Annotated in this window: 24 protein-coding genes; 15 read left to right on the top strand and 9 right to left on the bottom strand. The window is 63.6% G+C overall.

Features of this window, described 5'->3' with window-relative positions:
* Positions 1-50 precede the first annotated feature (50 nt).
* A complete protein-coding gene (locus tag J7573_RS05140; protein WP_294326756.1) occupies positions 51-491 on the top strand; it encodes a hypothetical protein in 441 nt (146 codons plus the stop codon).
* Positions 492-496: 5 nt separating this feature from the next.
* Here the strand turns inward: J7573_RS05140 and J7573_RS05135 are convergent, their stop codons facing one another.
* Positions 497-1,606: an enoyl-CoA hydratase/isomerase family protein gene (locus tag J7573_RS05135; protein ID WP_294326753.1), complete on the bottom strand. Its 1,110-nt coding sequence runs from the start codon at positions 1,604-1,606 to the stop codon at positions 497-499.
* Between the two features lie 126 nt (positions 1,607-1,732).
* Between J7573_RS05135 and ung the strand changes: the two genes are divergently transcribed.
* Complete coding sequence (ung, locus tag J7573_RS05130) at positions 1,733-2,425, top strand: uracil-DNA glycosylase (protein ID WP_103449352.1); 693 nt, start codon at positions 1,733-1,735, stop codon at positions 2,423-2,425.
* Between the two features lie 27 nt (positions 2,426-2,452).
* Here the strand turns inward: ung and J7573_RS05125 are convergent, their stop codons facing one another.
* The 5 genes from J7573_RS05125 to J7573_RS05105 all read right to left on the bottom strand — a co-directional run bounded on the left by J7573_RS05125 (position 2,453) and on the right by J7573_RS05105 (position 7,907).
* Positions 2,453-3,484: an AbrB family transcriptional regulator gene (locus tag J7573_RS05125; RefSeq protein ID WP_294326751.1), complete on the bottom strand. Its 1,032-nt coding sequence runs from the start codon at positions 3,482-3,484 to the stop codon at positions 2,453-2,455.
* Complete coding sequence (locus J7573_RS05120) at positions 3,477-4,991, bottom strand: tripartite tricarboxylate transporter permease (protein WP_294326749.1); 1,515 nt, start codon at positions 4,989-4,991, stop codon at positions 3,477-3,479. Before J7573_RS05120 ends, J7573_RS05125 begins: the two co-directional genes overlap by 8 nt.
* A gap of 3 nt (positions 4,992-4,994) precedes the next feature.
* Positions 4,995-5,453: a tripartite tricarboxylate transporter TctB family protein gene (locus tag J7573_RS05115; RefSeq protein ID WP_294326747.1), complete on the bottom strand. Its 459-nt coding sequence runs from the start codon at positions 5,451-5,453 to the stop codon at positions 4,995-4,997.
* A gap of 139 nt (positions 5,454-5,592) precedes the next feature.
* The gene (locus J7573_RS05110) at positions 5,593-6,573 is read right to left on the bottom strand and encodes a tripartite tricarboxylate transporter substrate binding protein (protein WP_060508439.1); all 981 of its coding nucleotides are present in this window, start codon (positions 6,571-6,573) and stop codon (positions 5,593-5,595) included.
* Between the two features lie 44 nt (positions 6,574-6,617).
* The gene (locus tag J7573_RS05105) at positions 6,618-7,907 is read right to left on the bottom strand and encodes an OprD family porin (protein WP_294326743.1); all 1,290 of its coding nucleotides are present in this window, start codon (positions 7,905-7,907) and stop codon (positions 6,618-6,620) included.
* 200 nt (positions 7,908-8,107) lie between these two features.
* On the opposite strand from J7573_RS05105, the gene J7573_RS05100 reads away from it, so the two are divergent.
* Together J7573_RS05100 and J7573_RS05095 are read left to right on the top strand one after the other, a co-directional pair.
* Positions 8,108-8,779, top strand: a complete 672-nt coding sequence (locus J7573_RS05100; protein ID WP_159409075.1) for a response regulator — start codon at positions 8,108-8,110, stop codon at positions 8,777-8,779.
* The gene (locus J7573_RS05095; RefSeq protein ID WP_294326740.1) at positions 8,772-10,151 is read left to right on the top strand and encodes a sensor histidine kinase; all 1,380 of its coding nucleotides are present in this window, start codon (positions 8,772-8,774) and stop codon (positions 10,149-10,151) included. Before J7573_RS05100 ends, J7573_RS05095 begins: the two co-directional genes overlap by 8 nt.
* Positions 10,152-10,277: 126 nt before the next feature.
* Here J7573_RS05095 and J7573_RS05090 read toward each other — a convergent pair whose 3' ends face one another.
* Together J7573_RS05090 and J7573_RS05085 are read right to left on the bottom strand one after the other, a co-directional pair.
* Positions 10,278-11,084, bottom strand: a complete 807-nt coding sequence (locus J7573_RS05090; protein ID WP_294326736.1) for an HDOD domain-containing protein — start codon at positions 11,082-11,084, stop codon at positions 10,278-10,280.
* Between the two features lie 31 nt (positions 11,085-11,115).
* A complete protein-coding gene (locus J7573_RS05085; protein ID WP_294326734.1) occupies positions 11,116-12,057 on the bottom strand; it encodes a folate-binding protein YgfZ in 942 nt (313 codons plus the stop codon).
* Between the two features lie 133 nt (positions 12,058-12,190).
* Between J7573_RS05085 and J7573_RS05080 the strand changes: the two genes are divergently transcribed.
* Together J7573_RS05080 and J7573_RS05075 are read left to right on the top strand one after the other, a co-directional pair.
* The gene (locus tag J7573_RS05080) at positions 12,191-12,445 is read left to right on the top strand and encodes a succinate dehydrogenase assembly factor 2 (protein WP_008094993.1); all 255 of its coding nucleotides are present in this window, start codon (positions 12,191-12,193) and stop codon (positions 12,443-12,445) included.
* Positions 12,429-12,890 (top strand): protein YgfX, encoded by a 462-nt coding sequence (locus J7573_RS05075; protein WP_294326731.1) that lies wholly within the window; start codon positions 12,429-12,431, stop codon positions 12,888-12,890. Before J7573_RS05080 ends, J7573_RS05075 begins: the two co-directional genes overlap by 17 nt.
* Here J7573_RS05075 and nadB read toward each other — a convergent pair.
* Complete coding sequence (nadB, locus tag J7573_RS05070) at positions 12,877-14,481, bottom strand: L-aspartate oxidase (protein ID WP_294326729.1); 1,605 nt, start codon at positions 14,479-14,481, stop codon at positions 12,877-12,879. The genes J7573_RS05075 and nadB overlap by 14 nt on opposite strands.
* A gap of 435 nt (positions 14,482-14,916) precedes the next feature.
* On the opposite strand from nadB, the gene rpoE reads away from it, so the two are divergent.
* The 9 genes from rpoE (at position 14,917) to recO (ending at position 24,164) form a co-directional block, all read left to right on the top strand.
* Positions 14,917-15,498: an RNA polymerase sigma factor RpoE gene (gene rpoE / locus J7573_RS05065; protein WP_003252049.1), complete on the top strand. Its 582-nt coding sequence runs from the start codon at positions 14,917-14,919 to the stop codon at positions 15,496-15,498.
* Between the two features lie 31 nt (positions 15,499-15,529).
* Complete coding sequence (locus J7573_RS05060) at positions 15,530-16,120, top strand: RseA family anti-sigma factor (RefSeq protein WP_294326590.1); 591 nt, start codon at positions 15,530-15,532, stop codon at positions 16,118-16,120.
* A 12-nt stretch (positions 16,121-16,132) separates the two neighbouring features.
* Positions 16,133-17,098 (top strand): MucB/RseB C-terminal domain-containing protein, encoded by a 966-nt coding sequence (locus J7573_RS05055; protein WP_294326588.1) that lies wholly within the window; start codon positions 16,133-16,135, stop codon positions 17,096-17,098.
* A 187-nt stretch (positions 17,099-17,285) separates the two neighbouring features.
* Positions 17,286-18,722 (top strand): DegQ family serine endoprotease, encoded by a 1,437-nt coding sequence (locus J7573_RS05050; protein WP_294326585.1) that lies wholly within the window; start codon positions 17,286-17,288, stop codon positions 18,720-18,722.
* A 182-nt stretch (positions 18,723-18,904) separates the two neighbouring features.
* Positions 18,905-20,704 (top strand): translation elongation factor 4, encoded by a 1,800-nt coding sequence (gene lepA / locus J7573_RS05045; protein ID WP_294326581.1) that lies wholly within the window; start codon positions 18,905-18,907, stop codon positions 20,702-20,704.
* A 5-nt stretch (positions 20,705-20,709) separates the two neighbouring features.
* Positions 20,710-21,564 (top strand): signal peptidase I, encoded by an 855-nt coding sequence (gene lepB / locus J7573_RS05040; protein WP_054885003.1) that lies wholly within the window; start codon positions 20,710-20,712, stop codon positions 21,562-21,564.
* Positions 21,565-21,725: 161 nt separating this feature from the next.
* The gene (rnc, locus tag J7573_RS05035) at positions 21,726-22,415 is read left to right on the top strand and encodes a ribonuclease III (RefSeq protein WP_060508426.1); all 690 of its coding nucleotides are present in this window, start codon (positions 21,726-21,728) and stop codon (positions 22,413-22,415) included.
* Positions 22,408-23,310, top strand: coding sequence for a GTPase Era (era, locus tag J7573_RS05030; RefSeq protein WP_016498176.1), 903 nt, complete (start codon positions 22,408-22,410; stop codon positions 23,308-23,310). The genes rnc and era overlap by 8 nt, the downstream gene beginning before the upstream one ends.
* A 170-nt stretch (positions 23,311-23,480) precedes the next feature.
* Positions 23,481-24,164: a DNA repair protein RecO gene (recO, locus tag J7573_RS05025; RefSeq protein ID WP_294326567.1), complete on the top strand. Its 684-nt coding sequence runs from the start codon at positions 23,481-23,483 to the stop codon at positions 24,162-24,164.
* Positions 24,165-24,174: the final 10 nt, after the last annotated feature.

The raw sequence follows: 24,174 nt of genomic DNA, 5'->3' as shown, positions 1-24,174 counted from the left end.
ACGCTCGCCAGCGCCGCTGTTCGAGCACCTCTGCGGTCCAGGAGGCCGCCATGTCCTATCGAATTCTGTTAATCGCCCTGCTGGGTCTGATGACGTCCGCCTGCGCGCCCTACTACGAGGGCGGTGACTATTACCGTTCGGATTACTACACCACCGATCGCTACGTAACGCCGGGGTATTACCGCTATGACCGCTACTATGTAACGCCACAGACGCGTTACTACTACCAGCCTGCACCCCGTTACTACCGGCCGGCTCCGGCGCCTTATTACCGGCCCAATCCACAGCCGGGGATGAACCAGTGGCACGGCAACCCGCGATACGACTATGGCAATCGCCAGCGCAATAACTATGGACGGGATCGCGACCGCAATGACTATCGCGATGGCAGCCAGCGTTACCAGCATGATCGCTGGCATTCCAATAACCGCGGGGACAATGATCGCCAGTCAGACCGTGGGCGTGGAGGCGACCACAACTGGCAGCGCTGAGAGTGTCATGACCCCAGGTCGGCCAACGGGTGTCGCCCTTCCCACACCTTGGCAAAGTGCGCCTCGACCACCGCCGCTGGCACTTGCGCCACATCCGGCCAGTGCCAGTGCGGCTGGTTGTCCTTGTCCAGTAGGCGCGCTCGCACGCCTTCACTGAATTCCGGGTGCCGGCAGCAATTGAGGCTCATGCTGTATTCCATCTGGAACACCTGGGCCAGTGACAGGTGCCGGGCACGCCGGATCTGCTCCCAGACCAGGTGTGCCGTCAGTGGGCAGCCTTCATGCAGGCGTTGGCCGGCTTCGGCCAACAGCGGATCAGCGTGATGCTTGAGACTTTCCAGGGCGCGCCAGGCTGCAGCCGGGTCGGCCACATCGAGCAGTTCGTCGATCACCTGGCGTCGCGGCAGCCACTGCGCCGCAGGCAGCTCAGCCCAGGCGCGATGCTGTTCGGCCTTGAGCAAGCTGTTCAGCTGCAGGCCGGTCTGCTCCTGCCAGTTCAGTTGCAACAGCTCTTCGACCAAGGCCTCTTGCTGTTCTTCCCCAAAGAAGCGATCAGCCAGGTCCAGGTCGAGGGCATCACGGGCATTGATCGGTGCCCCGGTCAGCCCGAGGAACAAGCCAAGCTTGCCGGGCAGGCGGGCGAGAAACCAGCTGGCGCCTACGTCCGGGTACAGGCCGATGCTGATTTCCGGCATGGCCAGCCGGCTGCTTGGGGTGACAATGCGTACACCGGCGCCCTGCAGCAGCCCCATGCCGCCGCCCAGCACATGCCCGTGGCCCCAGCACAGCAAGGGCTTCGGGTAGGTGTGCAAGAGGTAGTCGAGGCGGTATTCGGCGGCAAAGAAGGTGGCGGCCAGCGGTGGTACGCTGCCGGGGTGGGCCAGGCAGGCCTGGGCCAGCGCCCGCACATCGCCGCCGGCGCAGAAGGCCTTGGCACCGTTGCCGCGCAGCAGCACGCAGACGACCCCAGGGTCGCTGGCCCAGCTGTGCAGCTGTTCGCCCAGCACTTCGATCATCGGCAGGTTGAGGGCATTGAGCGCCTTGGGGGCATCGAGCGTGGCGATGCCGATTCGGGCGCCGTCGGCGCCGGTGAGTACCTCGCAATGAATGGCCATGGACTACCTCGCGCAAGTCATCCCCCAAGTATGGCCCGCATCGCCGATCATGCCGGTCGTCGGTCGGATCGATTGACAAGGGCAAGTGGCTTACCTAGTGTCGCGCCATTGTTTACGGATGGCCCCATGACTGAAGACGATCGCATCAAACTCGAACCCAGCTGGAAGGCCGCACTGCGCGCCGAGTTCGACCAGCCCTACATGCACCAGCTGCGTGAGTTCCTGCGCCAGGAGCACGCGGCCGGAAAGGAGATCTACCCGCCGGGGCCGCTGATCTTCAATGCGCTCAATTCCACGCCGTTGGAGCAGGTCAAGGTGGTGATTCTCGGCCAGGACCCGTACCACGGCCCAGGCCAGGCCCATGGCCTGTGTTTCTCGGTGCAGCCGGGCGTGCCGGCGCCACCGTCGCTGGTCAACATCTATAAAGAGCTGCAGCGCGACCTGAACATCCCGATCGCCAGCCACGGCTACCTGCAGAGCTGGGCCGAGCAGGGCGTGCTGCTGCTCAACACGACCATGACCGTCGAGCGCGCCAATGCCGCCTCGCATGCGAAGAAGGGTTGGGAGTTCTTTACCGACCGGATCATCCAGGTGGTCAGCGAGCAGTGCCCGAACGTGGTGTTCCTGCTGTGGGGGGCGCATGCCCAGAGCAAGCAGAAGCTGATCGATGGCACCAAGCACCTGGTGCTCAAGTCGGTGCACCCGTCGCCGCTGTCGGCCTATCGCGGGTTCCTCGGCTGCGGACACTTCAGCCGCACCAACAGCTTCCTCGAACAGCGTGGCATGGCGCCGATCAACTGGGCACTGCCGCCACTCTGAAGGCGGGCAGGGGCTGCAGGGCAGCCCCTAGTCCTGAGCCTTGACCCAATACCTGAATAACGGCTCCGCCAGAAACAGCACCAGAATCAACCGCACCACCTGCAGCGCCGTCACCAGCGGCACCGACAACTGCAGGGTTTCGGCCGTCAGGCTCATCTCGGCGATCCCGCCCGGCATCATCCCCAGGGTCAGCGAGCGCAGGTCCAGCTCGGTCATCACGCTCAATCCCCATGCAGCACTGCCGGCAATTGCCATGCACAGGCCGGTGGCTACCAGTGTGCGCCCGAGGAAGGACGGCGCGCGGCGAAAGAACGCGCGGTTGAAATGGCAGGCCAGGCCGCTACCGATCAGCCACTGGCCGATCTGGCTGGCACCGTTGGGCAAGGCGATCTGCAGGTTGCCCGCCAGGCTCACCGACGCGGCGACCAGCAACGGCCCGAACAGCCATGGGTTGGGCTGGCGCAGGCGCTGCCAGGCAAAACCCACCGCCACGCCCAACGGCGCGATCAGCGCCAGCCAGCCCCAGCTGACACTGCCGGCGTGATTCAGCGGCACGCCGTCACCGAGCAGGAACTTGAACAGCGCCGGCACGCACAGCACCACGGCCAGCACGCGCAGGCTCTGCGCCGCGGCCACCTGGCTGAGTACCGCGCCATTGCGTGCGCCAAGGTTGACCATCTCCCCCGAGCCACCAGGCATGCTGGCAAAGAACGCCGTCGCGCGGTCTTCACCGGTGCGCCGCAGCAGCCACACGCTGATCACGCTGGAAAGCGAGGTGAACAGCGCGCCGAACAAGATCAGCGCGAAGTGGCTGGCGACCTGCTCGATCACCGCTGGGGTGAAATGCAGGCCGATACCGATGCCGATGATGCACTGGCCGCACTTGCGGCCATTGGGGATTTCCGACAGCTGCCAGGGCGTCAGGCAGCGCACCAGGATGATCGCCAGCAACGCGCCGACCATCCACGGCAAAGGCCAGCCGACCTTGCTGGCGGCAAAACCGCCAGCAAGGCCGACCAGCCCGGTTGCGACAAACAGCGGCAGTGACCGATCAGGCATCAGCCATGGCCCGGCGCTGCAGGCTGCGCTTGCGCCAGATGCGCAGCAGCGGCAGGGTCAGCATGCAGAGGGTCAGCACCCACACCGACATGCTGATCGGGCTCGACCAGAGGATGCCCAGCTCGCCGTTGGAAATCGACAGTGCCCGGCGCAGGTTCTGCTCCATCAGGCCGCCGAGGATGAAACCGAGCAGGATCGGCGACAGCGGGAAGTCCAGCTTGCGCAGGATGTAACCCATGATGCCGATGCCGACCATCAGGAACAGGTCGAAGGTAGTGGCATGCACGGCGTACACACCGATCGCGGTGATGATCGCGATCACCGGTACCAGCGCCCAGTTCGGCACGGCGAGGATGCGGGTGAAGATGCGGATCATCGGGATGTTCAGGATCACCAGCATGATGTTGGCGATGAACAGCGAGGCGATCAGGCCCCAGACGATGTCTGGTTGCTGTTCGAACAGCAGCGGGCCCGGGGTGATGTTGTACAGGGTCAGCGCGCCGATCATCACCGCCGTGGTGCCCGAGCCGGGTACGCCGAGGGTCAGCATCGGCACCAGGGCACCGCAGCAGGAAGCGCCGATGGCGGTTTCCGGGGCCGCCAGGCCACGGGCGTCACCTTTGCCGAACTTGCCTTTCTCACCAGCCAGGCGCTTTTCGGTCATGTAGGCCACGGCACTCGCCAGCGTGGCGCCGGCGCCTGGCAGCACGCCCATGATGAAACCCAGCAGGCCGCAGCGGATGTTGACCACGAACACCGAGGCCGCTTCCTTGAGGTTGAACAGCATGCGCCCGGTGGCCTTGACCGCCTCGTGGCCATGATGGGTCTTTTCCAGCAACAGCAGGATTTCGCTGACGGAGAACAGGCCCAGTACCAGCACCACGAACTGGATGCCATCGGCCAGGTGCACACTGTCGCCGGTGAAGCGGTAGACGCCGCTGTTGGCATCGATACCGACTGCCGACAGGAACAGGCCGATCAGCGCAGCGATGAATGTCTTCAGTGGCTTGTCACCGGCCATGCCGCCAAGGGCGACAATGGCGAATACCATCAGCACGAAGTATTCCGCCGGGCCGAAGGCAATCGCCCATTTCGCCAGCAGCGGGGCGAACAGCACCATGCCGCAGGTGGCGATGAACGCGCCGATGAACGAACTCCAGGCCGACAGCGACAGGGCCACACCGGCCAGGCCCTGGCGCGCCATCGGGTAGCCGTCGAGGGTGGTCATCACGGTCGAGGCTTCGCCGGGGATGTTCAGCAGGATCGAGCTGATCCGGCCGCCGTATTCGCAGCCCAGGTACACCGCGGCCAGCAGGATCAGCGCCGACTCCGGAGGCAGGCCGAGGGCGAAGGCGATCGGGATCAGCAGGGCCACGCCGTTGATCGGGCCCAGGCCAGGCAGCAGGCCGACCACGGTGCCGATCAGCGTGCCCGACAGGGCGGTGACCAGGTTGTAAGGGGACAGGGCGACGCCGAAGCCCTGGCCCAGGTAGCTCAAGGTATCCATGTGTCAGTTCTCCAGTACGCTCAGCAGGCCGAGGGGCAGGGGCACGTCCATGACGCGGTCGAACAGCCAGTAGAGGAACACGCTCATGCCCACCACCACGAGGGTGCTGTGCAACCAGCGGCCGCCGTACAGGCGGGCCATGGGGATGCCGACCAGGATGGCGCTGAGGATGAAGCCCAGGGCTTCGAAGGTGGCGGCGAAGATGATCAGCAGGCCGACGCAGGCGGTGATCTTGATCAGGGTTTCGCGGTCCAGTTCAGGCTCGTCGTCCTTGCGCACGATGGGTGTGGGACGGATCGCCAGGTACAGCAGGCCAAGGCTCATCAGGCCGAGCATCAGCAGTGGGTAGGCACGCGGGCCGACCGGTTCGTAGGAAAACGCGGCCTGGTAGGGCCAGGCCATCACGGCCAGGACGGCGCACACCGCCAGCAGGGCCAGGGCGAAGATGCGTTGCAGGATCATTGTAAAATCCTCGTTGAATCGCGGGCCCTGTGGGAGCGGGCTTGCCCGCGAAGCAAGCTCCGCAGAGCATGGCACCGGCGCTGCCGGTGTTCGCGGGTACGCCCGCTCCCACAGGGATCGGTGAAAGGTCGAAATTGGCTTACTGGATCAGGCCGAATTCCTTGGCCAGTGCCTTGTACTCAGTCACCTGCTTCTTCACATAGCCGTCCAGCTCCGCGCCGGTCATGGCGAACGGGAACAGCTCGCGCTGGTCACGCAGCTTGGCGAAGTCTTCCGAAGCCAGCATCTTGTCGAACGATTCTTTCCACCAGGCGTAGTCTTCGTCGCTCACCTTCGGCCCAAGGTAGAAACCGCGCACCACCGGCCAGACGATGTCGTAGCCTTGTTCCTTGGCGGTGGGGATGTCCTTCATCTCCGGCTCGTCCAGGCGGTTTTCCGAGAACACCGCGAGGATGCGCATGTTGCCGCTCTGGATGTGTGGCATGGAGTCGGAGATGTCGGTGGAGCCGACCTGGATGTGCCCGCCCAGCAGCGCAGTGGCGATCTCGCCGCCGCCTTCCAGGGCCACGTAACGCAGGTCGCGCGGGTTGATGCCGGCGGCCTTGGCGATCAGCGCGGTCTGCATCCAGTCCTGGCTGCCGACGGTGCCGCCGGAGCCGATCACCACCTTGCTCGGGTCTTTCTTCAGTGCCGCGACCAGGTCGTCGAGGGTTTTGTAGGGCGAATCACTCTTCACCGCGATGGCGCCGTAGCTGGTGCCGACTGCGGCCAACCACTTCACTGCGTTCTCGTCGAAGCGGCCGAACTTGCCCTGGGCCAGGTTCAGCAGCGAACCACTGGACCAGGCCACCAGGGTGCCGGCGTCGGCCGGGCGCTGGGCGACCACGGCGTTGTACGCCACCGCGCCGACACCGCCGGGCATGTAGGTCACGCGCATTGGCTTGCTGAGGATCTTCTCCTGCACCAGGGCGCTCTGCACCAGTTTGCAGGTCAGGTCGAAACCACCACCGGGCGAGGCCGGGGCGATGCATTCAGGGCGTTTCGGTTCGGCGGCGAGGGCGTTGCCGGCCAGCAGCAGGCAACCGGTGGCGAGGACGAGGCGGCGCAGTGAAAAGGTCATCGAATGTCTCCGTGAGCGTTTTTTGTTATGGGTTACCGCATGGGTTACCAGAGCGCGACGCTGTAGCTCACCAGCAGCCGCACTTCGTCAGCATCGCGGGCGAAGTTGGAGCGGAAGGTGGCGTTGCGCAGGCGCACGGCGACGTTCTTCAACGGGCCGCTTTGTACCACGTACTTCAGTTCGGTGTTGCGTTCCCACTCCTTGCCCTCGCCACCCGCGGCGCGGCTGACGTTGTCGCCGTTGATGTAGCGGGTCATGAAGGTCAGGCCGGGGACGCCAAGGGCAGCGAAGTTGTAGTCGTAGCGCGCTTGCCACGAACGCTCGTCGGCACCGGCGAAGTCGTTGATCTGCACGAAGTTGACCAGGTACGGGTCGGCACCATCGACGTAGGGGAAGGCGCTGTCGCCGGAAAGCTGCTGCCAGGCGGCGCTGACCTTGTGCCCGCCCAGGCTGTAGCTGAGCAGGGTGTTGAAGGTGGTGTTGTCGATGCGCCCGGCCTTGGCTGCGCCGGCATCGTCGCTGATCGCCAGGCGCACGTCGGCGCCGAAGGTGCCCGGGCCCCACGGCTGAGTGGCGAGCATGCCGATGAAGTGCTGGCGGTAGATGTCGTCGAGCTGGGCGAAGTGGTAGCTGCCGGTGATGCGGTCGGTGAACTTGTAGTCCAGGCCGGCCAGGTCGAGGTTGTCGGCGCTGAAGGTGCCGCCGAAGCGGCCGTTCTTGTTGTTGAGGGCCAGGTCTTCCCAGTTGGTGTCGTTGCGGTCCTTGGCCTTGTCCAGGCGCCCGCCGGTGAAGGTCAGGCCCTTGATCTCCTGCGAGGTCAGCAGGCCGCCTTCGAAGGTCTGCGGCAGGATGCGGCCGTCGTTGGGCTGCAGGGTCGGCAGTTCCGGGATCAGGGTGCCGACCTTCAGTTCGGTCTTCGACACTTTCACCTTGCCGGTCAGGCCGAGCTTGGAATACTCGTCGGCAGCCCTGCCGTCATCGTGGGTCGGCAGCAGGCCGGTGTCGGTGCGGTCGGGGCTGGAGTCGAGCTTGATGCCCATCATGCCCAGCGCATCCAGGCCGAAACCCACGGTGCCATCGGTATAGCCGGACTCGAAGTTGAGCATGAAGCCCTGGGCCCACTCGTCGCGCTTGGATTGTTGCGCGCTGGTACCGTCGCGGAAGTCGCGGTTGAAGTACATGTTGCGGGTTTCGAAGGTTGCCGTGCTGTCTTCGAAGAAGGCGGCCTGGCTCAGCGGGGCGACACCGGCAAGTGCAAGGGCACTGGCGATGGTAGAAGGGCGTGCGGACAGGGAACGGCTAGGCGCGAACGCCTTAGGCTGCAATGACAGCATCGGGATGACTCCGTTTTTTTATTCTTGTTCGTTGCACCTTGCTGGTGCTTTTTTCGGCGCGTGGAGCGACCGTGGTGCGATGCTAGGCAATGAACCTTTCGCTAACCTTTCAGCGTGAAAGGTTTGCCACAAGGGGCTTCACAGGCTTGGCGACGGCGGTACACTCCGCGCCACCGCCCCACCCGAGCAGGGAGAATCCGATGCGTGTGCTGCTGGTCGAAGACCATCTGCAACTGGCCGAAAGCGTGGCCCAGGCCCTGAAAAGCCAAGGCCTGACCGTGGATGTATTGCATGATGGCGTGGCTGCCGACCTGGCCCTGGCCAGCGAGGAGTACGCCGTTGCCGTGCTCGACGTGGGCCTGCCGCGGATGGACGGCTTCGAGGTGCTGGCGCGCCTGCGCGGTCGCGGCAAGACCCTGCCGGTGCTCATGCTCACCGCACGCAGCGATGTGAAGGACCGTGTGCACGGCCTGAACCTCGGTGCTGACGATTACCTGGCCAAGCCCTTCGAGCTGACCGAGCTGGAAGCGCGGGTAAAGGCCTTGCTCAGGCGCAGCGTGCTCGGTGGCGAACGCCAACAGCGCTGCGGGCCGCTGGTCTATGACCTGGACACCCGGCGTTTCAGCCTGGACGAGGAAAACCTCACCCTGACCTCGCGTGAACAGAGCGTGCTTGAAGCATTGATCGCTCGCCCGGGGCGCGTGATGAGCAAGGAACAGCTGGCCGCCCAGGTATTCGGCCTGGACGAAGAGGCCAGCCCCGACGCGATCGAAATCTACATCCACCGCCTGCGCAAGAAGCTCGATGGCCACTCCGTTGCCATCGTCACCTTCCGCGGCCTGGGTTACCTGCTCGAGCACCGTGATGCGTGACAACGGCAGCTTGCGTGGGCGGCTGCTGGGCAACCTCGCGCTGCTGCTGGTGGTGCTGATGCTGGCCAGCGGCCTGAGCGCCTACTGGAACGGTCGCGAAGCGGCCGATACCGCCTACGACCGCACCTTGCTGGCTTCGGCGCGGACCATCGCCGCCGGGCTGTCTCAGCGTGATGGCAGCCTCAGCGCCGATGTGCCCTATGTGGCGCTGGACACCTTCGCCTACGACAGCGCCGGGCGTATCTACTACCAGGTTCTGGACATCAACCAGCAGCTGATTTCCGGTTACGAGCACCTGCCGCCACCGCCGCCCGGCACGCCGCGTACCGACGACTATCCGGCACTGGCGCGCTTCTACGATGCCACCTACCTCGGCCAGGACGTGCGTGTGGTCAGCCTGCTGAAGGCGGTGAGCGAGCCGAACATGAACGGCATGGCGGAAATCCGCGTGGCCGAGACCGAAGAGGCGCGGGTGCGCATGGCCCGTGGGTTGATGGCCGACACCCTGCTGCGCCTGGGTATGCTGGCGCTGGCTGCGCTGGTGATGGTGTGGTTCGCGGTCAGCGCGGCGCTACGCCCCCTGGAGCGCCTGCGTACGGCGGTGGAAGAGCGTCAGCCGGATGACCTGCGGGCGCTTCCGGTGGTGCAGGTGCAGCGTGAACTGGGCCCACTGGTGCGTGCCTTGAACCACTTCACCGAGCGGTTGCGCGGGCAGTTCGAACGCCAGGCGCAGTTCATTGCCGAGGCGGCCCACGAACTGCGCACGCCACTGGCGGCGCTGAAGGCACGGGTCGAGCTCGGGCTGCGTTCGCAGCAGCCCGACGAATGGCGGCAGACCCTGGAGTCGGCCGCACAGGGCACTGATCGTCTGACCCATCTGGCCAATCAATTGCTATCGCTGGCCCGGGTCGAGAACGGTGCCCGGGCGATTGCCGAAGGCGGTGCCCAGCGCCTGGACCTGAGCCAGCTGGCCCGTGAACTGGGCATGGCAATGGCGCCACTGGCGTACAACCGAGGCGTGGCCCTGGCGTTGGAAGCCGAGGCGCCGGTGTGGTTGAAGGGGGAGCCGACGCTGCTCAACGAGCTGCTCAGCAATCTGGTGGACAACGCGCTGGCGCATACCCCGGCGGGCGGCAATGTAATCCTGCGGGTGCTGGCGCCGGCGGTGCTGGAGGTCGAGGATGATGGGCCAGGGATTCCCGAAGAGGAGCGCGAGCGGGTGTTCGAGCGCTTCTATCGCAGGGGCGTGCAGGGCAGTGGGCTGGGGCTGGCCATCGTGGGTGAGATCTGCAGGGCGCACCTGGCGCAGATCAGCCTGCATGATGGCGAGAAAGGCGGGTTGAAAGTGCGGGTGAGTTTCATCGCCGACTGATCTTTAGCCTGAGCTGGCCTCTTCGCGGGTGAACCCGCTCCCACAGGGACAGCATAAGGCTTGAGGGCAGCGCGATACCTGTGGGAGCGGGTTTACCCGCGAAGAGGCCGGTACAGGCAGCACCTGTCAGCGCAACATGCTCCGCGCCTCCAGCAGCTCGGCAATCTCCAGTTCGGTGCCAAAGGGCAACCCAAGGTGCCGATAAGCCGGCAACGCCGCCAACGGCCGGCTGCGCGCGCGCTGGCTCAGGCACTTGGCGATCTGCACCACATCGATGTAGTCGACCTTGTCGGTGCGCCGGTCCAGGTCCTGCACCTGGCTCGGCAGGTTGACCAGCTGCTCGGGAAACTCCCACGCAGACAAAATCTTGTCCCCCAGCACCGGCTGGATCTGCTCGATCACATAGTGCAGGCAGACCGGGTCGGAAAGCAGCTCGTTGTGTTCTTCGGCATAGATCAGCACCGGCAGCGCGCCGATCTGGTTGACCAGCCCACCGAGGGTTGCCTGGTCGGGTTTCAGCTGTGTGTATCGGCGGCACAGTTCATAGCTGATGCCGGCAACTTCAAGGCTGTTCGACCAGATATCCCGCAATTTTTGCTCAACTGCCGACGAGCGGGCATGGAAAATCTGTTCGATCACCAGGCCGATGGCCAGGTTGCAGCTGTAGTTGATGCCCAATCGTGTGATGGCCGTGTGCAGGTCGGTGACTTCGACCGCTGCGCGCAGCAGCGGGCTGTTGACCACCTTGATCAGGCGCGCCGACAGGGCGGCGTCACGGCCGATCACCTTGCTCAGGGCGGCAACGCTGATCTCGCTGTCTTCGGCGGCCTCGCGAATGCTCAGGGCTACCTCGGGCAAGGTTGGCAGGACCAGGTCATCGTTGTCGATGGCAGCGAGCAACTGCGCTTGAACCATCTCGGCCAGCTTGTTCATGAACGTCTCAACGGCAAGGGTGATGCACTGTTCAGCGCTGGATTTCCCGATCGCGGTCCAGCTCGTAGGGTAGGCTCAGCACCTGCAGACGAGGGCCTTCGAGGCTACCCAGGTGCAGGTTGTCGTCCGCCACCGACTCGGCGCTGAGCACTGCAAGCAGCTCGCAGCCCTGGCCAGTGCTGGCGGCCAACACCACTTCGCCAACGGACGAACCATGGGTCGGTGAGAAGATTTCGGTACCGGGGGCCGGAATATCCTGCTGCGCGAGCGCCAGCCGGTACTGGCGGCGCTTGAGCTTGCCCAGGTACTGCATGCGCGCGACGATTTCCTGGCCGGTGTAGCAACCTTTCTTGAAGCTCACGCCATCGACGGCCTGCAGGTTGATCATCTGCGGGATGAACAGCTCGCGGGTGGGACCCATGACCTGGCCGATGCCGGCGCGCACTTGCCCCAGCAGCCAGTCATTGAGGCTGCCTTCCGGCAACGCGGCTGCCAGCTGTTGGCGAATGCTGTCGGCTTGCTCTGCCGGTACCCAGAGTTCGGCGCGGTCGGCGGAGACGGCAATGGCGATCAGGCCATCATGGCGAACGGTGCTACCTGCCGCAGCCGGAAGGTCCAGCCCCAGTGCCTGCAGCGCGGCACCGCCACCCTGCAGGCCGAAGCGTGCCCAGGCTGCGCTCTCGTCAGTGAGCGTGGCCTTGGAAAACACGGCGTACTTCTTCAGGTCGGCCAGCTGCAGCTCCAGCAGCTCGCTGGCCATGGCCAGCAGGTAGCCATTGCCCTCGGGTAGGATGCGGAAGCTCGATTGCATGCGCCCCTTGACCATGCAGCGGGCGCCGAGGCTGGCATGCTCGAGGCTGAGGTAGTTGATGTTGCAGGTCAGCTGGCCCTGCAGGAACTTGCCGGCGTCGGAGCCGCGGACGGCGAGGATGCCCTCGTGGGACAGGGGGCTGAAGAAAGCGGAATCGGCCATGGGTCATCGCGGTGGCTAAAGACTGGCGGCCATCATAGAACGCCAGTAACAAAATAGGTAGGTGACTAGACCAACGCCCTGTGTCGCTTCGTTCACTGCGCGGTATACTGCGCGACCATTCGAGGAGGGCCCCATGGTCGAACAAACTGAACTCAACCGGCTTTTCTGGCACAGCCGCCGCGGCATGCTGGAACTGGACGTACTGCTGGTGCCATTCACCCAGGAGGTCTATCCGACCCTGAGCGAAGCCGACCGCGAACTTTATGTCCGCCTGTTGAGCTGTGAAGATCAGGACATGTTCGGCTGGTTCATGGAGCGTACCGAGTCGGAGGACCCGGAGCTGCAGCGCATGGTCCGCATCATTCTGGACCGTGTCCAGCCCAAGTGAGTGTTTCGAGTGCCGCTGGCAGGGCTCGCGCCTGTTGCTGGCGGCCTACCTGGGTTGCCAGGTGCTGGCGCTACTGGTCTTGTGGCTGAGCGCGCTGCCCTGGTGGCTTGGCCTTTGTGTTCTTGCCGCTTGTATTGCCCACGCTCGCTGGGCGATTCCCCGACGTATTCTGCTGACTGATCCCCGTGCTGTTACTGGCCTGCGCCGAGATGCGCTGGGCTGGCGCGTGTTCAGCCGGGCGCTGGGTTGGCAGCCGGTGCGCCTGTGTCGGGACAGCGTGGCGGTGCCGGGCTGGGTGGTGTTGCGCTTCGTCAGGGCAGGGCACTGGCTCGGCGAGAGCCAGTGCGTACCTCGGGATGCCTTGGGGGCTGACCAGCACCGTCGTTTGCGGGTGAGGCTGAAGTTCAGCCGTCGCCGGTTCGACAGCTGTTTCAGGTCGGGCTGAGGATGGTGTCTCTGGCTTCGGGCAGCATTCCCGGGTAATCCAGGGTGTAGTGCAGCCCGCGGCTTTCCTTGCGCTGCATCGCCGAGCGAATCATCAGCTCCGCCACCTGGGCCAGGTTGCGCAGTTCGATCAGGTCGCGGCTGACCTTGTAGTTGCTGTAGAACTCGTCGATCTCGTCGAGCAGCAGGCGAACGCGATGCTCGGCGCGCTGCAGGCGTTTGCTGGTGCGCACGATGCCCACGTAGTCCCACATGAAACGGCGCAACTCGTCCCAGTTGTGCGCGATGATCACGTCTTCGTCCGAATCGGTGACCTGGCTGGCATCCCAGCAGGGCAGGGCCCTGGGCATGGCGATCTGGTCCAGGTTCGCCTCGATGTCCGCCGCTGCGGCACGGCCATAGACGAAGCATTCCAGCAACGAGTTGCTGGCCATGCGGTTGGCGCCGTGCAGGCCGGTAAAGCTGGTTTCGCCGATGGCGTACAGGCCGGGCACATCGGTGTGGCCGCGATCGTCGACCATGACCCCGCCACAGGTGTAATGGGCGGCCGGAACCACCGGAATCGGCTGGCGGGTGATGTCGATGCCGAAGGCCAGGCAGCGTTCATAGACGGTCGGGAAGTGACTTTTGATGAAATCGGCCGGCTTGTGGGTGATGTCCAGGTAGACGCAGTCGACCCCCAGTCGCTTCATTTCGTGGTCGATGGCGCGGGCGACAATATCGCGCGGGGCCAGTTCTTCGCGCGGGTCGAAGCGCGGCATGAAACGCTCACCATTAGGCAGCCGCAACAGCGCACCTTCGCCACGCAAGGCCTCGGTGACCAGGAAGCTCTTGGCCTGAGGGTGATACAGGCAGGTCGGGTGGAACTGGTTGAATTCCAGGTTCGCCACCCGGCAGCCGGCACGCCAGGCCATGGCGATGCCATCGCCGCAGGCCCCGTCGGGGTTGCTGGTATAGAGGTAGACCTTGGCTGCGCCCCCCGTGGCCAGCACGGTGAAGCGCGCGCCGAAGGTGTCGACTTCGCCGCTGTTGCGGTTCAGTACGTAGGCACCCAGGCAGCGATCACCCGCCAGGCCCAGACGGCGCTCGGTGATCAGGTCGACCGCCACGCGCTGCTCCAGCAGCTCGATGTTCGGGCGCTTTCGCGCTTGTTCGAGCAGGGTGGTGAAAATCGCCGCGCCGGTGGCGTCGGCCGCATGGATGATGCGTCGATGGCTGTGGCCGCCTTCGCGGGTCAAATGGAACTCGAAACCACCATCATCGACGCTGTAGTGTTCGTCGCGGGTGAAAGGTACACCTTGCTCGATCAGCCATTCGATGGCTTCGCGGCTGTGCTCGACGGTAAAGCGCACGGCCTCTTCGTCGCACAGGCCACCGCCGGCATTGAGGGTGTCTTCGACATGCGACTGCACAGTGTCGGTGTCGTCGAGTACGGCGGCGACCCCGCCTTGGGCCCAGAAGGTCGAGCCGTTGGCCAGGTCGCCCTTGCTCAGCACGGCAATGCGCAAATGGCCGGGAAGGTTCAGTGCCAGGCTGAGACCGGCTGCGCCGCTGCCGATCACCAGGACATCATGTTGGAATTGTTGGCTCATGTCGGGACACTAGTAATCTTTGGAAAGGGCGCGGCACAATAGTCACGTGCAGATGGCAATGTGAAACTATCGTGAATACTGGCCGGGCTGCCTTTATAGCAGCCTGCGGTAGCCAATTTCCATGCCACTTAGGACGTTGCGTCAATCTTTGCGGGAACTTTCCGACACGGCCGGAAATCCTATGAAGGCTGTCCGCACGCCATAATTTGCCGCGGCGACGCGGGGCGGCAGCTCTATTCGGGCTGACACCTGCGTATTCGAAACCTGATTATCGACGCAGCGGGCCGTGACCGCGCCGCGTCTTCCGTGCGAGCCGACCAAGGGCCGCAGGAAACTTGCTTGGAGGGGAGAACTTTTGCGCAAAGCCCGAGTCTATGGTTGCAAGCCTGAACAAAGGCTGTTGCACCGCTCCTTCGAGTTCACTGAGGAGTGTTCATGCTAACCCAGGAAGAGGATCAGCAGCTTGTCGAGCGCGTGCAGCGCGGAGACAGGCGAGCGTTCGATCTGTTGGTGCTGAAGTATCAGCACAAGATTCTAGGGTTGATCGTGCGGTTCGTTCACGACACCCACGAGGCCCAGGATGTGGCGCAGGAAGCCTTTATCAAGGCCTACCGTGCGCTTGGCAATTTTCGCGGTGACAGTGCGTTTTATACCTGGCTGTACCGCATCGCCATCAATACGGCGAAGAACTACCTGGTGTCCCGTGGAAGACGGCCGCCAGACAGCGATGTGAGCTCCGAGGATGCGGAGTTTTACGACGGCGATCATGGTCTCAAGGATCTCGAGTCCCCAGAGCGCTCGTTGTTGCGGGATGAAATCGAAGGCACTGTCCATCGCACCATCCAGCAACTGCCCGAAGATCTGCGCACGGCACTGACCCTGCGTGAGTTCGACGGGTTGAGTTACGAAGACATTGCCAGCGTCATGCAATGTCCGGTGGGTACCGTGCGCTCTCGAATCTTCCGCGCTCGGGAGGCCATAGACAAAGCCCTGCAGCCGTTGTTGCAGGAAACCTGAGACAGCGGCGACAGCCAAGAGAGGAACCGCCATGAGTCGTGAAGCTTTGCAGGAATCGCTGTCCGCGGTGATGGATAACGAAGCGGACGAACTGGAATTGCGTCGGGTGTTGAATGCCGTCGACGATGCCGAAACCCGTGCCACCTGGTCGCGTTACCAGGTAGCCCGCGCAGCGATGCACAAGGAACTGCTGCTGCCCAAGCTGGATATCGCCTCGGCGGTCTCCGCCGCGCTGGCTGATGAAGCCGTGCCGGTCAAGGTCAAGCAGGGCCCGTGGCGCAGCATTGGCCGCCTGGCCGTGGCTGCCTCGGTCACCGTAGCAGTGCTGGCCGGCGTACGCATGTACAACCAGGACGAGATCACCGGCGCCGAGCTGGCTGCCCAGCAGCCTGCACAGCAAGGCCTGAGCATGCCACAAAGTCAGGGCCCGGCGGTTCTGGCAGGCTATAGTGAAAGCAGTGAGCAACCGACCGGGCCGATGGCCAACGGCGTGCTGCAGAACCAGGCCGGCTGGGATCAGCGTCTGCCAGGCTATCTGCGCCAGCACGCGCAGGAATCCGCGCTCAAGGGCACTGAAACCGCCCTGCCGTATGCCCGCGCCGCCAGCCTGGAAAACCGCTAAGTAAGGAGGATCATGCGCGCGCTACCTCTCCTGTCGCTGCTGATAGGCAGCTGCATGACGGTGCCAGCGTTGGCAGCCAATTCCTCGCCCGAGGCGAGCGAATGGTTGAACAAGCTGGCACAGGCCGAGCAGAAGCAGAGTTACCAGGGCTCCTTCGTCTACGAACGTAACGGCAGCTTCTCTTCCCACGATATCTGGCATCGCGTTCAGGACGGCAAAGTCAGCGAGCGGCTTCTGCAGCTCGATGGCACCGCCCAGGAAATCGTGCGCGTGGATGGCAAGGTGCAGTGCGTCAGTGGTGCCTTGGCGAGCGGGGTAGGCAACCCTCCTGATTCTGCACAGCGTTCGCTCGATCCCCTCAAGCTGATGAGCTGGTACGACCTGGGTGTGGCGGGCAAGTCCCGGGTCGCTGACCGCGACGCGGTGATTGTCACGCTGACGCCGCGTGACCAGCACCGCTATGCATTCGAGCTCCACCTGGACCGCCGTACCGGCCTGCCGCTGCGTTCGTTGATGCTCAACGACAAGGGGCAGTTGCTCGAACGCTTCCAGATGACCCGCCTGGACACCGACGACCTGCCTACCGACCAGGACCTGCAAGCCAGTGCGGCTTGCAAGCCGGTCGAGCGTGCGGCCAGTACCAACACCGAAGCCGTTGCCGGTTGGCGTTCGGACTGGCTGCCGCCGGGGTTCGAACTGATCAACAGTACGGTGCGCCGCGACCCTGAGCGCAACAGCTCGATCAGCAGCCTGATGTATGACGATGGTCTGGCCCGATTCTCGGTGTTCCTCGAGCCCGTGAAGGATGATGCCGGTGCCGATGTGCGCACCCAGCTTGGCCCGACCTCGGCCGTTTCACGCCGGCTGAACACGCCCAAGGGCAAGGTGCAGGTCACCGTGGTCGGCGAGATTCCGCTGGGTACGGCAGAACGTATCGCGTTGTCGATGCGCCCTCAGGATGCCCAGGCGCGCCAGTGACGGCGCGCTTTTGCGGGCCGTATCAAGGGCAATGCACAGGCGAACGGACACGCGGCTGAAATGAAATTAAAGCATTGTCATTTGCAATCCTTCGGCAAATTTTCTATAGGTCAGGCTTCTAGGAGTCTGGCCTTTCCTGCTTTGTGCAGGGCAATTTCCAACTACCGCTCGTTGTGACGGGAGCCGTATGTCAATACCACGCTTGAAATCCTACCTAACGATGTTCGCCGCCGTGCTGATGCTCGGCCAGGTGCTCAGCGCCCAGGCCGATGAAGCCCTGCCGGACTTCACCACCCTGGTCGAGCAGGCCTCGCCGGCCGTGGTCAACATCAGCACCAAGCAGAAACTGCCGGACCGCCTCGCCTCCGGGCAGATGCCGGACCTCGAAGGCCTGCCGCCGATGTTCCGCGAGTTCTTCGAGCGCAACATGCCGCAGCAGCCGCGTTCGCCGCGCGGTGACCGTCAGCGCGAGGCCATGTCGCTGGGTTCGGGCTTCATCATTTCCAGCGATGGCTATGTCCTGACCAACAATCACGTGGTTGCCGATGCCGACGAGATCATCGTCCGCCTGTCGGACCGCAGCGAGCTGCAGGCCAAGCTGATCGGCACCGACCCGCGTACCGACGTGGCCCTGCTCAAGGTCGAGGGCAAGAACCTGCCGACCGTCAAGCTGGGTGACTCCGAGAAGCTCAAGGTTGGCGAGTGGGTGCTGGCCATCGGTTCGCCGTTCGGCTTCGACCACTCGGTGACCAAAGGTATTGTCAGCGCCAAGGGCCGGACCCTGCCCAACGACACCTATGTGCCGTTCATCCAGACCGACGTGGCCATCAACCCGGGTAACTCCGGTGGCCCACTGTTCAACATGAAGGGCGAAGTGGTGGGTATCAACTCGCAGATCTTCACCCGTTCCGGTGGCTTCATGGGCTTGTCCTTCGCCATTCCGATCGACGTGGCCATCGATGTGTCCAACCAGCTGAAGAAAGACGGCAAGGTCAGCCGCGGCTGGCTGGGCGTGGTGATTCAGGAGGTCAACAAGGACCTGGCTGAATCGTTCGGTCTCGACAAGCCGGCCGGTGCCCTGGTGGCGCAAGTACTGGAAAACGGCCCGGCAGCCAAGGGCGGCCTGCAGGTGGGTGACGTGATCCTGAGCATGAACGGGCAGCCGATCGTCATGTCGGCCGACCTGCCGCACCTGGTCGGCAGCCTGAAGGACGGCGAGAAAGCCAAGCTCGAAATCATCCGCAACGGCAAGCGCCAGACCCTGGACGTTGCCGTCGGCCCAATGCCGGATGACGATGCCGACATCGGTACCGGTAGCGGCCCTGAAGGCGGCGCCGAGCGCAACAGCAACCGCCTGGGCGTGTCGGTATCGGACCTGACCGCCGAACAGAAGAAGACCCTGGAACTCAAGGGTGGCGTGGTCATCAAGGAAGTCCAGGACGGCCCGGCCGCGATGATCGGGCTGCGCCCGGGCGACGTGATCAGCCACCTGAATAACCAGGCGGTCGCGTCGGCCAAGCAGTTCACCGAAATCGCCAAGGACCTGCCGAAGAACCGTTCGGTGTCGATGCGCGTGCTGCGCCAGGGGCGTGCCAGCTTCATCACCTTCAAACTCGCTGAATAAGCGGACTCAGAGGTAGGAAAGGGCAGCTTCGGCTGCCCTTTTTCATGAAAGTTCACAATTGCGGGGGCGAATGCTGTGTACAGTCCGATAGAGGAATCTCCCATATCCCAGCAGCTTAAGGTACAATTCCCGGCTATTTTTCGGCGGGCGTCCGGCTCGCAGCCTTTTCCGAGTGTTGACCCGTGAGTGATTTGAGTCATATCCGCAATTTCTCCATCATCGCCCACATCGACCATGGCAAGTCGACGCTGGCCGACCGTTTCATTCAAATGTGCGGTGGCCTGTCGGCGCGCGAAATGGAAGCCCAGGTACTGGACTCCATGGATCTGGAGCGCGAACGCGGTATCACCATCAAGGCCCACAGCGTCACGCTCAACTACAAGGCGCAAGACGGCAAGGTCTACCAGCTGAACTTCATTGACACCCCCGGTCACGTCGACTTCACCTACGAAGTTTCGCGTTCGCTGGCGGCCTGTGAAGGTGCGCTGCTGGTGGTGGACGCCGGCCAGGGTGTCGAAGCCCAGTCCGTCGCCAACTGCTACACCGCCATCGAGCAGGGCCTGGAAGTCATGCCGGTCCTGAACAAGATGGACCTGCCCCAGGCCGATCCGGACCGCGTGAAGGACGAGATCGAGAAGATCATCGGCATCGACGCCACCGACGCCGTGGCCTGCAGCGCCAAGAGCGGCATGGGCGTTGACGAGGTGCTCGAGCGCCTGGTGCAGACCATTCCCGCACCGGAAGGCGATATCGAGGCGCCACTGCAGGCGCTGATCATCGACTCCTGGTTCGACAACTACCTGGGCGTGGTCTCGCTGGTGCGTGTGCGCCACGGCCGCGTCAAGAAAGGCGACAAGATCCTGGTCAAGTCCACCGGCAAGGTGCACCTGGTCGACAGCGTCGGTGTGTTCACCCCGAAACACACCCAGACCGCCGACCTGAAGGCCGGTGAAGTGGGCTTCATCATTGCCAGCATCAAGGACATTCACGGTGCCCCGGTCGGTGACACCCTGACGCTGTCCTCGACGCCAGAAGTCGAAGTGCTGGCCGGTTTCAAGAAGATTCAGCCACAGGTCTACGCCGGCCTGTTCCCGGTCAGTTCCGATGACTTCGAGGACTTCCGCGACGCCCTGCAGAAGCTGACCCTGAACGATTCGTCGCTGCAGTACATGCCGGAAAGCTCCGATGCTCTGGGCTTCGGCTTCCGTTGTGGCTTCCTCGGCATGCTGCACATGGAGATCATCCAGGAGCGCCTGGAGCGCGAATACGACCTGGACCTGATCACCACTGCGCCAAGCGTGATCTACGAGCTGGAACTGAAAACCGGCGAAACCATCATCGTCGACAACCCGTCGAAGCTGCCGGATGTCTCGGCCGTGGCCGACTTCCGCGAGCCGATCGTCACCGCGACCATCCTGGTGCCGCAGGAGCACCTGGGCAACGTCATCACCCTGTGCATCGAGAAGCGTGGCGTGCAGCGTGACATGCAGTTCCTCGGCAGCCAGGTGCAGGTGCGCTATGACATGCCGATGAACGAAGTGGTCCTGGACTTCTTCGACCGCCTGAAGTCGACCAGCCGCGGCTATGCTTCGCTGGACTATCATTTCGATCGCTACCAGTCGGCCAACCTGGTCAAGCTGGACGTACTGATCAACGGCGACAAGGTCGATGCCCTGGCATTGATCGTGCACCGCGACAACGCGGCCTACAAAGGCCGTGCGTTGACCGAGAAGATGAAGGAGCTGATCCCTCGGCAGATGTTCGACGTGGCGATCCAGGCAGCCATTGGCGGCCAGATCATCGCGCGGACAACCGTCAAGGCGCTCAGAAAGAACGTACTGGCCAAGTGCTACGGTGGTGACGTCAGCCGTAAGAAGAAACTGCTGGAGAAGCAGAAGGCCGGTAAGAAACGCATGAAACAGGTGGGCAACGTGGAGATTCCACAGGAAGCCTTCCTCGCCGTGCTCAGGTTGGATAGCTAGGTCCTATGTCGCTAAATTTCCCGCTGTTGCTAGTCATCGCCGTCTTCGTCTGCGGTCTGCTGGGCTTGATCGATCTGCTGTTCCTGGCTCCGCGCCGGCGGGCAGCGATCGCCAACTACCAGGGCAGCGTCACCCAGCCAGAAATGGCGGTGGTCGAGCGCCTGAGCAAAGAGCCGCTGCTGGTGGAGTACGGCAAGTCGTTCTTCCCTGTGCTGTTCATCGTGCTGGTGCTGCGCTCGTTCCTGGTCGAGCCGTTCCAGATCCCTTCGGGGTCGATGAAACCGACCCTGGAAGTGGGCGATTTCATCCTGGTGAACAAGTTCTCCTACGGCATCCGCCTGCCGGTGATCGACAAGAAGGTCATCGAGGTCGGTGACCCGCAACGCGGCGATGTGATGGTGTTCCGCTACCCGAGCGACCCGAACGTCAACTACATCAAGCGTGTGGTCGGCCTGCCGGGCGACAAGATCAGCTACACCAGCGACAAGCGGCTGTTCGTCAACGGCCAGCCGATCGCCGAGCAGCTGGTCGGTGCCGAGCCAGGTACCTTGGGCAGCGCCGAGTTGTACAAGGAAAAACTCGGCGAAGCCGAGCACCTGATCCGCAAGGAGATGACCCGTTATCGCATGCCGCCGGACCAGCAATGGACCGTGCCGGCTGGCCATTACTTCATGATGGGCGACAACCGCGACAACTCCAACGACAGCCGCTACTGGGATGACCCGAAAATCCCTAAAGAGCTGCACGGCATGGTTCCGGACCGGAACATCGTCGGCAAGGCCTTCGCGGTATGGATGAGCTGGCCAGAGCCCAAGCTCAGCCACTTGCCCAACCTGTCGCGGGTCGGCCTGATCCATTGATACCCTTCGGCGCTGTCCTGCAGACAGCGCCGAATGCATTTCTGACATAGGCTGTGTTCTCAAGGAACGAGAGATTCGCCGCTCACCGCGACGGACCACAGCCCAACAGTCTTTCAGGATGTTGATTTGAACAACGCGTTGAACAACCAACGGGTGGCTGCATGACTGCTTCCCTTGCCCGTCTCGAGCGCAAGCTCGGCTACACCTTCAAGGATCAGGAGCAGATGCTGCTGGCCTTGACCCACCGCAGCTATGCCGGGCGCAACAACGAGCGCCTGGAGTTCCTCGGTGACGCCATCCTCAATTTCGTCGCCGGCGAGGCGCTGTTCGAGCGCTTCCCGCAGGCCCGCGAAGGTCAGCTGTCGCGTCTGCGTGCCCGCCTGGTCAAGGGCGAGACCCTGGCCCGCCTGGCCCGTGGTTTCGACCTGGGCGACTACCTGCGCCTGGGCTCGGGTGAGCTCAAGAGCGGTGGTTTCCGCCGTGAGTCGATCCTGGCCGACGCGCTGGAAGCGCTGATCGGCGCCATCTACCTGGACGCGGACATGCAGACCGCGCGCGAGCGTGTCCTCGCCTGGCTGACCGACGAGTTCGAAGGCCTGACCCTGGTCGACACCAACAAGGACCCGAAAACCCGCCTGCAGGAGTTCCTGCAATCGCGCAGCTGCGAGCTGCCGCGTTACGAGGTGGTCGACATCCAGGGCGAACCGCACTGCCGTACCTTCTTCGTCGAATGCGAAGTGGTGCTGCTGAACAACAAGAGCCGTGGCCAGGGCGTCAGCCGGCGTATCGCCGAGCAGGTCGCCGCCGCTGCTGCATTGATCGCCCTGGGCGTGGAGAATGGTAATGACTGATAACAATCCGACCCGCTGCGGTTACGTGGCCATCGTCGGCCGCCCGAACGTGGGCAAGTCGACCTTGCTCAACCACATCCTCGGCCAGAAGCTGGCGATCACCTCGCGCAAGCCGCAGACCACCCGCCACAACATGCTCGGCATCAAGACCGAGGGTGACGTGCAGGCGATCTACGTCGACACCCCGGGCATGCACAAGGCCAACGACAAGGCCTTGAACCGCTACATGAACCGCAACGCCTCGGCGGCCCTGAAGGACGTCGACGTGGTGATCTTCGTGGTCGACCGCACCAAGTGGACCGACGAGGACCAGCTGGTGCTGGAGCGCGTGCAGTACGTGACCGGCCCGCTGATCATTGCGGTCAACAAGACCGACCGCATGGAAGAGAAGGCCGAGTTGATCCCGCACCTGCAGTGGCTGCAGGAGCAACTGCCGAACGCCGAAGTGATGCCGATTTCCGCGCAGCAGGGCCACAACCTGGAGGCGCTGGAAGCCCAGATCGCCAAGCACCTGCCGGAAAATGATCACTTCTTCCCGGAAGACCAGATCACCGACCGCAGCAGCCGCTTCCTCGCTGCCGAACTGGTACGCGAGAAGATCATGCGCCAGCTGGGTGCCGAGCTGCCGTACCAGATCACCGTGGAAATCGAAGAGTTCAAGCAGCAGGGCCACGTGCTGCACATCCATGCACTGATCCTGGTCGAGCGTGATGGCCAGAAGAAGATCATCATCGGTGACAAGGGCGAACGCATCAAACGCATTGGCTCTGAAGCGCGCAAGGACATGGAAGTGCTGTTCGACTCCAAGGTCATGCTCAACCTTTGGGTCAAGGTCAAAGGCGGCTGGTCCGACGACGAGCGCGCCCTGCGTTCGCTGGGGTACGGCGACCTCTAAGTATTACTGTTGGGGCCGCTTTGCGGCCCATCGCAGGCAAGCCAGCTCCCACAGGTACTGCACATGACTTGAAGTCGATGCTGTCGGTGTGGGAGCTGGCTTGCCTGCGATGGGCTGCGCAGCAGCCCCAATTAGCAGTATTACCGGGGCGCAGGTAACGAGTGATCTTTATGGAACAGCCAGTCGGCCAGCCGGCCTACGTCCTGCACAGCCGCGCCTACAAGGAAACCAGTGCTCTTGTGGACTTCTTCACGCCCCAGGGCCGCCTGCGTGCGGTGCTGCGGCGCGCACGCGGCAAGGGGGGCAGCCTGGTGCGGCCGTTCGTACCGCTGGAAGTGGAGCTGTTCGGCAAAGGTGAGCTGAAGAACGTCAGGCGCCTGGACACTGTGGGTATTGCGGCGTGGCTGCATGGCGACGCGCTGTTCAGCGGCCTCTACCTCAATGAACTGCTGATGCGCCTGCTGCCCGCCGAGGCGCCGCAGCCTGAATTGTTCGAGCATTACGCGCTCACCCTGCAGGCCTTGGCCGAGGGTAGGCCGCTGGAGCCACTGCTGCGTTCCTTCGAGTGGCGGCTGCTGGAGGACCTGGGCTATACCTTTTCCCTCAGCCACGACGTCAACGACGACCCGATCGAAGCTGATGGCCTGTACCGCCTGCGGGTCGATGCCGGCCTTGAACGTGTGTACCTGGCCCAACCTGGTCTGTTCAACGGTACAGAGCTGTTGGCCCTGGCCCAGGCCGACTGGGATGCCCCCGGCGCCTTGCTGGCGGCCAAGCGCCTGATGCGCCAGGCACTGGCGGTTCACCTGGGGCCAAAACCGCTGGTCAGCCGGGAACTGTTTCGCAAGCGCTGAGCACGTCGTA

The sequence above is a fragment of the Pseudomonas sp. genome (assembly GCF_017744435.1).
In the GTDB taxonomy this organism is placed as follows: Bacteria; Pseudomonadota; Gammaproteobacteria; order Pseudomonadales; family Pseudomonadaceae; genus Aquipseudomonas.
Note: the sequence above shows the minus strand (reverse complement) of the source record. Positions and strands in the feature narration are given on the sequence as shown.

Excerpts from the sequence above, each read along its gene's own strand:
- J7573_RS05125 (WP_294326751.1), bottom strand. The coding sequence starts at position 3,484 with ATGCCTGATCGGTCACTGCCGCTGTTTGTCGCAACCGGGCTGGTCGGC.
- J7573_RS05060 (WP_294326590.1), top strand. The coding sequence starts at position 15,530 with ATGAGTCGTGAAGCTTTGCAGGAATCGCTGTCCGCGGTGATGGATAAC.
- rnc (WP_060508426.1), top strand. The coding sequence starts at position 21,726 with ATGACTGCTTCCCTTGCCCGTCTCGAGCGCAAGCTCGGCTACACCTTC.
- J7573_RS05135 (WP_294326753.1), bottom strand. The coding sequence starts at position 1,606 with ATGGCCATTCATTGCGAGGTACTCACCGGCGCCGACGGCGCCCGAATC.
- J7573_RS05100 (WP_159409075.1), top strand. The coding sequence starts at position 8,108 with ATGCGTGTGCTGCTGGTCGAAGACCATCTGCAACTGGCCGAAAGCGTG.
- J7573_RS05085 (WP_294326734.1), bottom strand. The coding sequence starts at position 12,057 with ATGGCCGATTCCGCTTTCTTCAGCCCCCTGTCCCACGAGGGCATCCTC.
- ung (WP_103449352.1), top strand. The coding sequence starts at position 1,733 with ATGACTGAAGACGATCGCATCAAACTCGAACCCAGCTGGAAGGCCGCA.
- lepB (WP_054885003.1), top strand. The coding sequence starts at position 20,710 with ATGTCGCTAAATTTCCCGCTGTTGCTAGTCATCGCCGTCTTCGTCTGC.
- J7573_RS05090 (WP_294326736.1), bottom strand. The coding sequence starts at position 11,084 with ATGAACAAGCTGGCCGAGATGGTTCAAGCGCAGTTGCTCGCTGCCATC.
- recO (WP_294326567.1), top strand. The coding sequence starts at position 23,481 with ATGGAACAGCCAGTCGGCCAGCCGGCCTACGTCCTGCACAGCCGCGCC.
- rpoE (WP_003252049.1), top strand. The coding sequence starts at position 14,917 with ATGCTAACCCAGGAAGAGGATCAGCAGCTTGTCGAGCGCGTGCAGCGC.
- J7573_RS05110 (WP_060508439.1), bottom strand. The coding sequence starts at position 6,573 with ATGACCTTTTCACTGCGCCGCCTCGTCCTCGCCACCGGTTGCCTGCTG.
- era (WP_016498176.1), top strand. The coding sequence starts at position 22,408 with ATGACTGATAACAATCCGACCCGCTGCGGTTACGTGGCCATCGTCGGC.
- J7573_RS05140 (WP_294326756.1), top strand. The coding sequence starts at position 51 with ATGTCCTATCGAATTCTGTTAATCGCCCTGCTGGGTCTGATGACGTCC.
- J7573_RS05080 (WP_008094993.1), top strand. The coding sequence starts at position 12,191 with ATGGTCGAACAAACTGAACTCAACCGGCTTTTCTGGCACAGCCGCCGC.
- nadB (WP_294326729.1), bottom strand. The coding sequence starts at position 14,481 with ATGAGCCAACAATTCCAACATGATGTCCTGGTGATCGGCAGCGGCGCA.
- J7573_RS05120 (WP_294326749.1), bottom strand. The coding sequence starts at position 4,991 with ATGGATACCTTGAGCTACCTGGGCCAGGGCTTCGGCGTCGCCCTGTCC.
- J7573_RS05115 (WP_294326747.1), bottom strand. The coding sequence starts at position 5,453 with ATGATCCTGCAACGCATCTTCGCCCTGGCCCTGCTGGCGGTGTGCGCC.
- J7573_RS05050 (WP_294326585.1), top strand. The coding sequence starts at position 17,286 with ATGTCAATACCACGCTTGAAATCCTACCTAACGATGTTCGCCGCCGTG.
- J7573_RS05055 (WP_294326588.1), top strand. The coding sequence starts at position 16,133 with ATGCGCGCGCTACCTCTCCTGTCGCTGCTGATAGGCAGCTGCATGACG.
- J7573_RS05105 (WP_294326743.1), bottom strand. The coding sequence starts at position 7,907 with ATGCTGTCATTGCAGCCTAAGGCGTTCGCGCCTAGCCGTTCCCTGTCC.
- J7573_RS05095 (WP_294326740.1), top strand. The coding sequence starts at position 8,772 with ATGCGTGACAACGGCAGCTTGCGTGGGCGGCTGCTGGGCAACCTCGCG.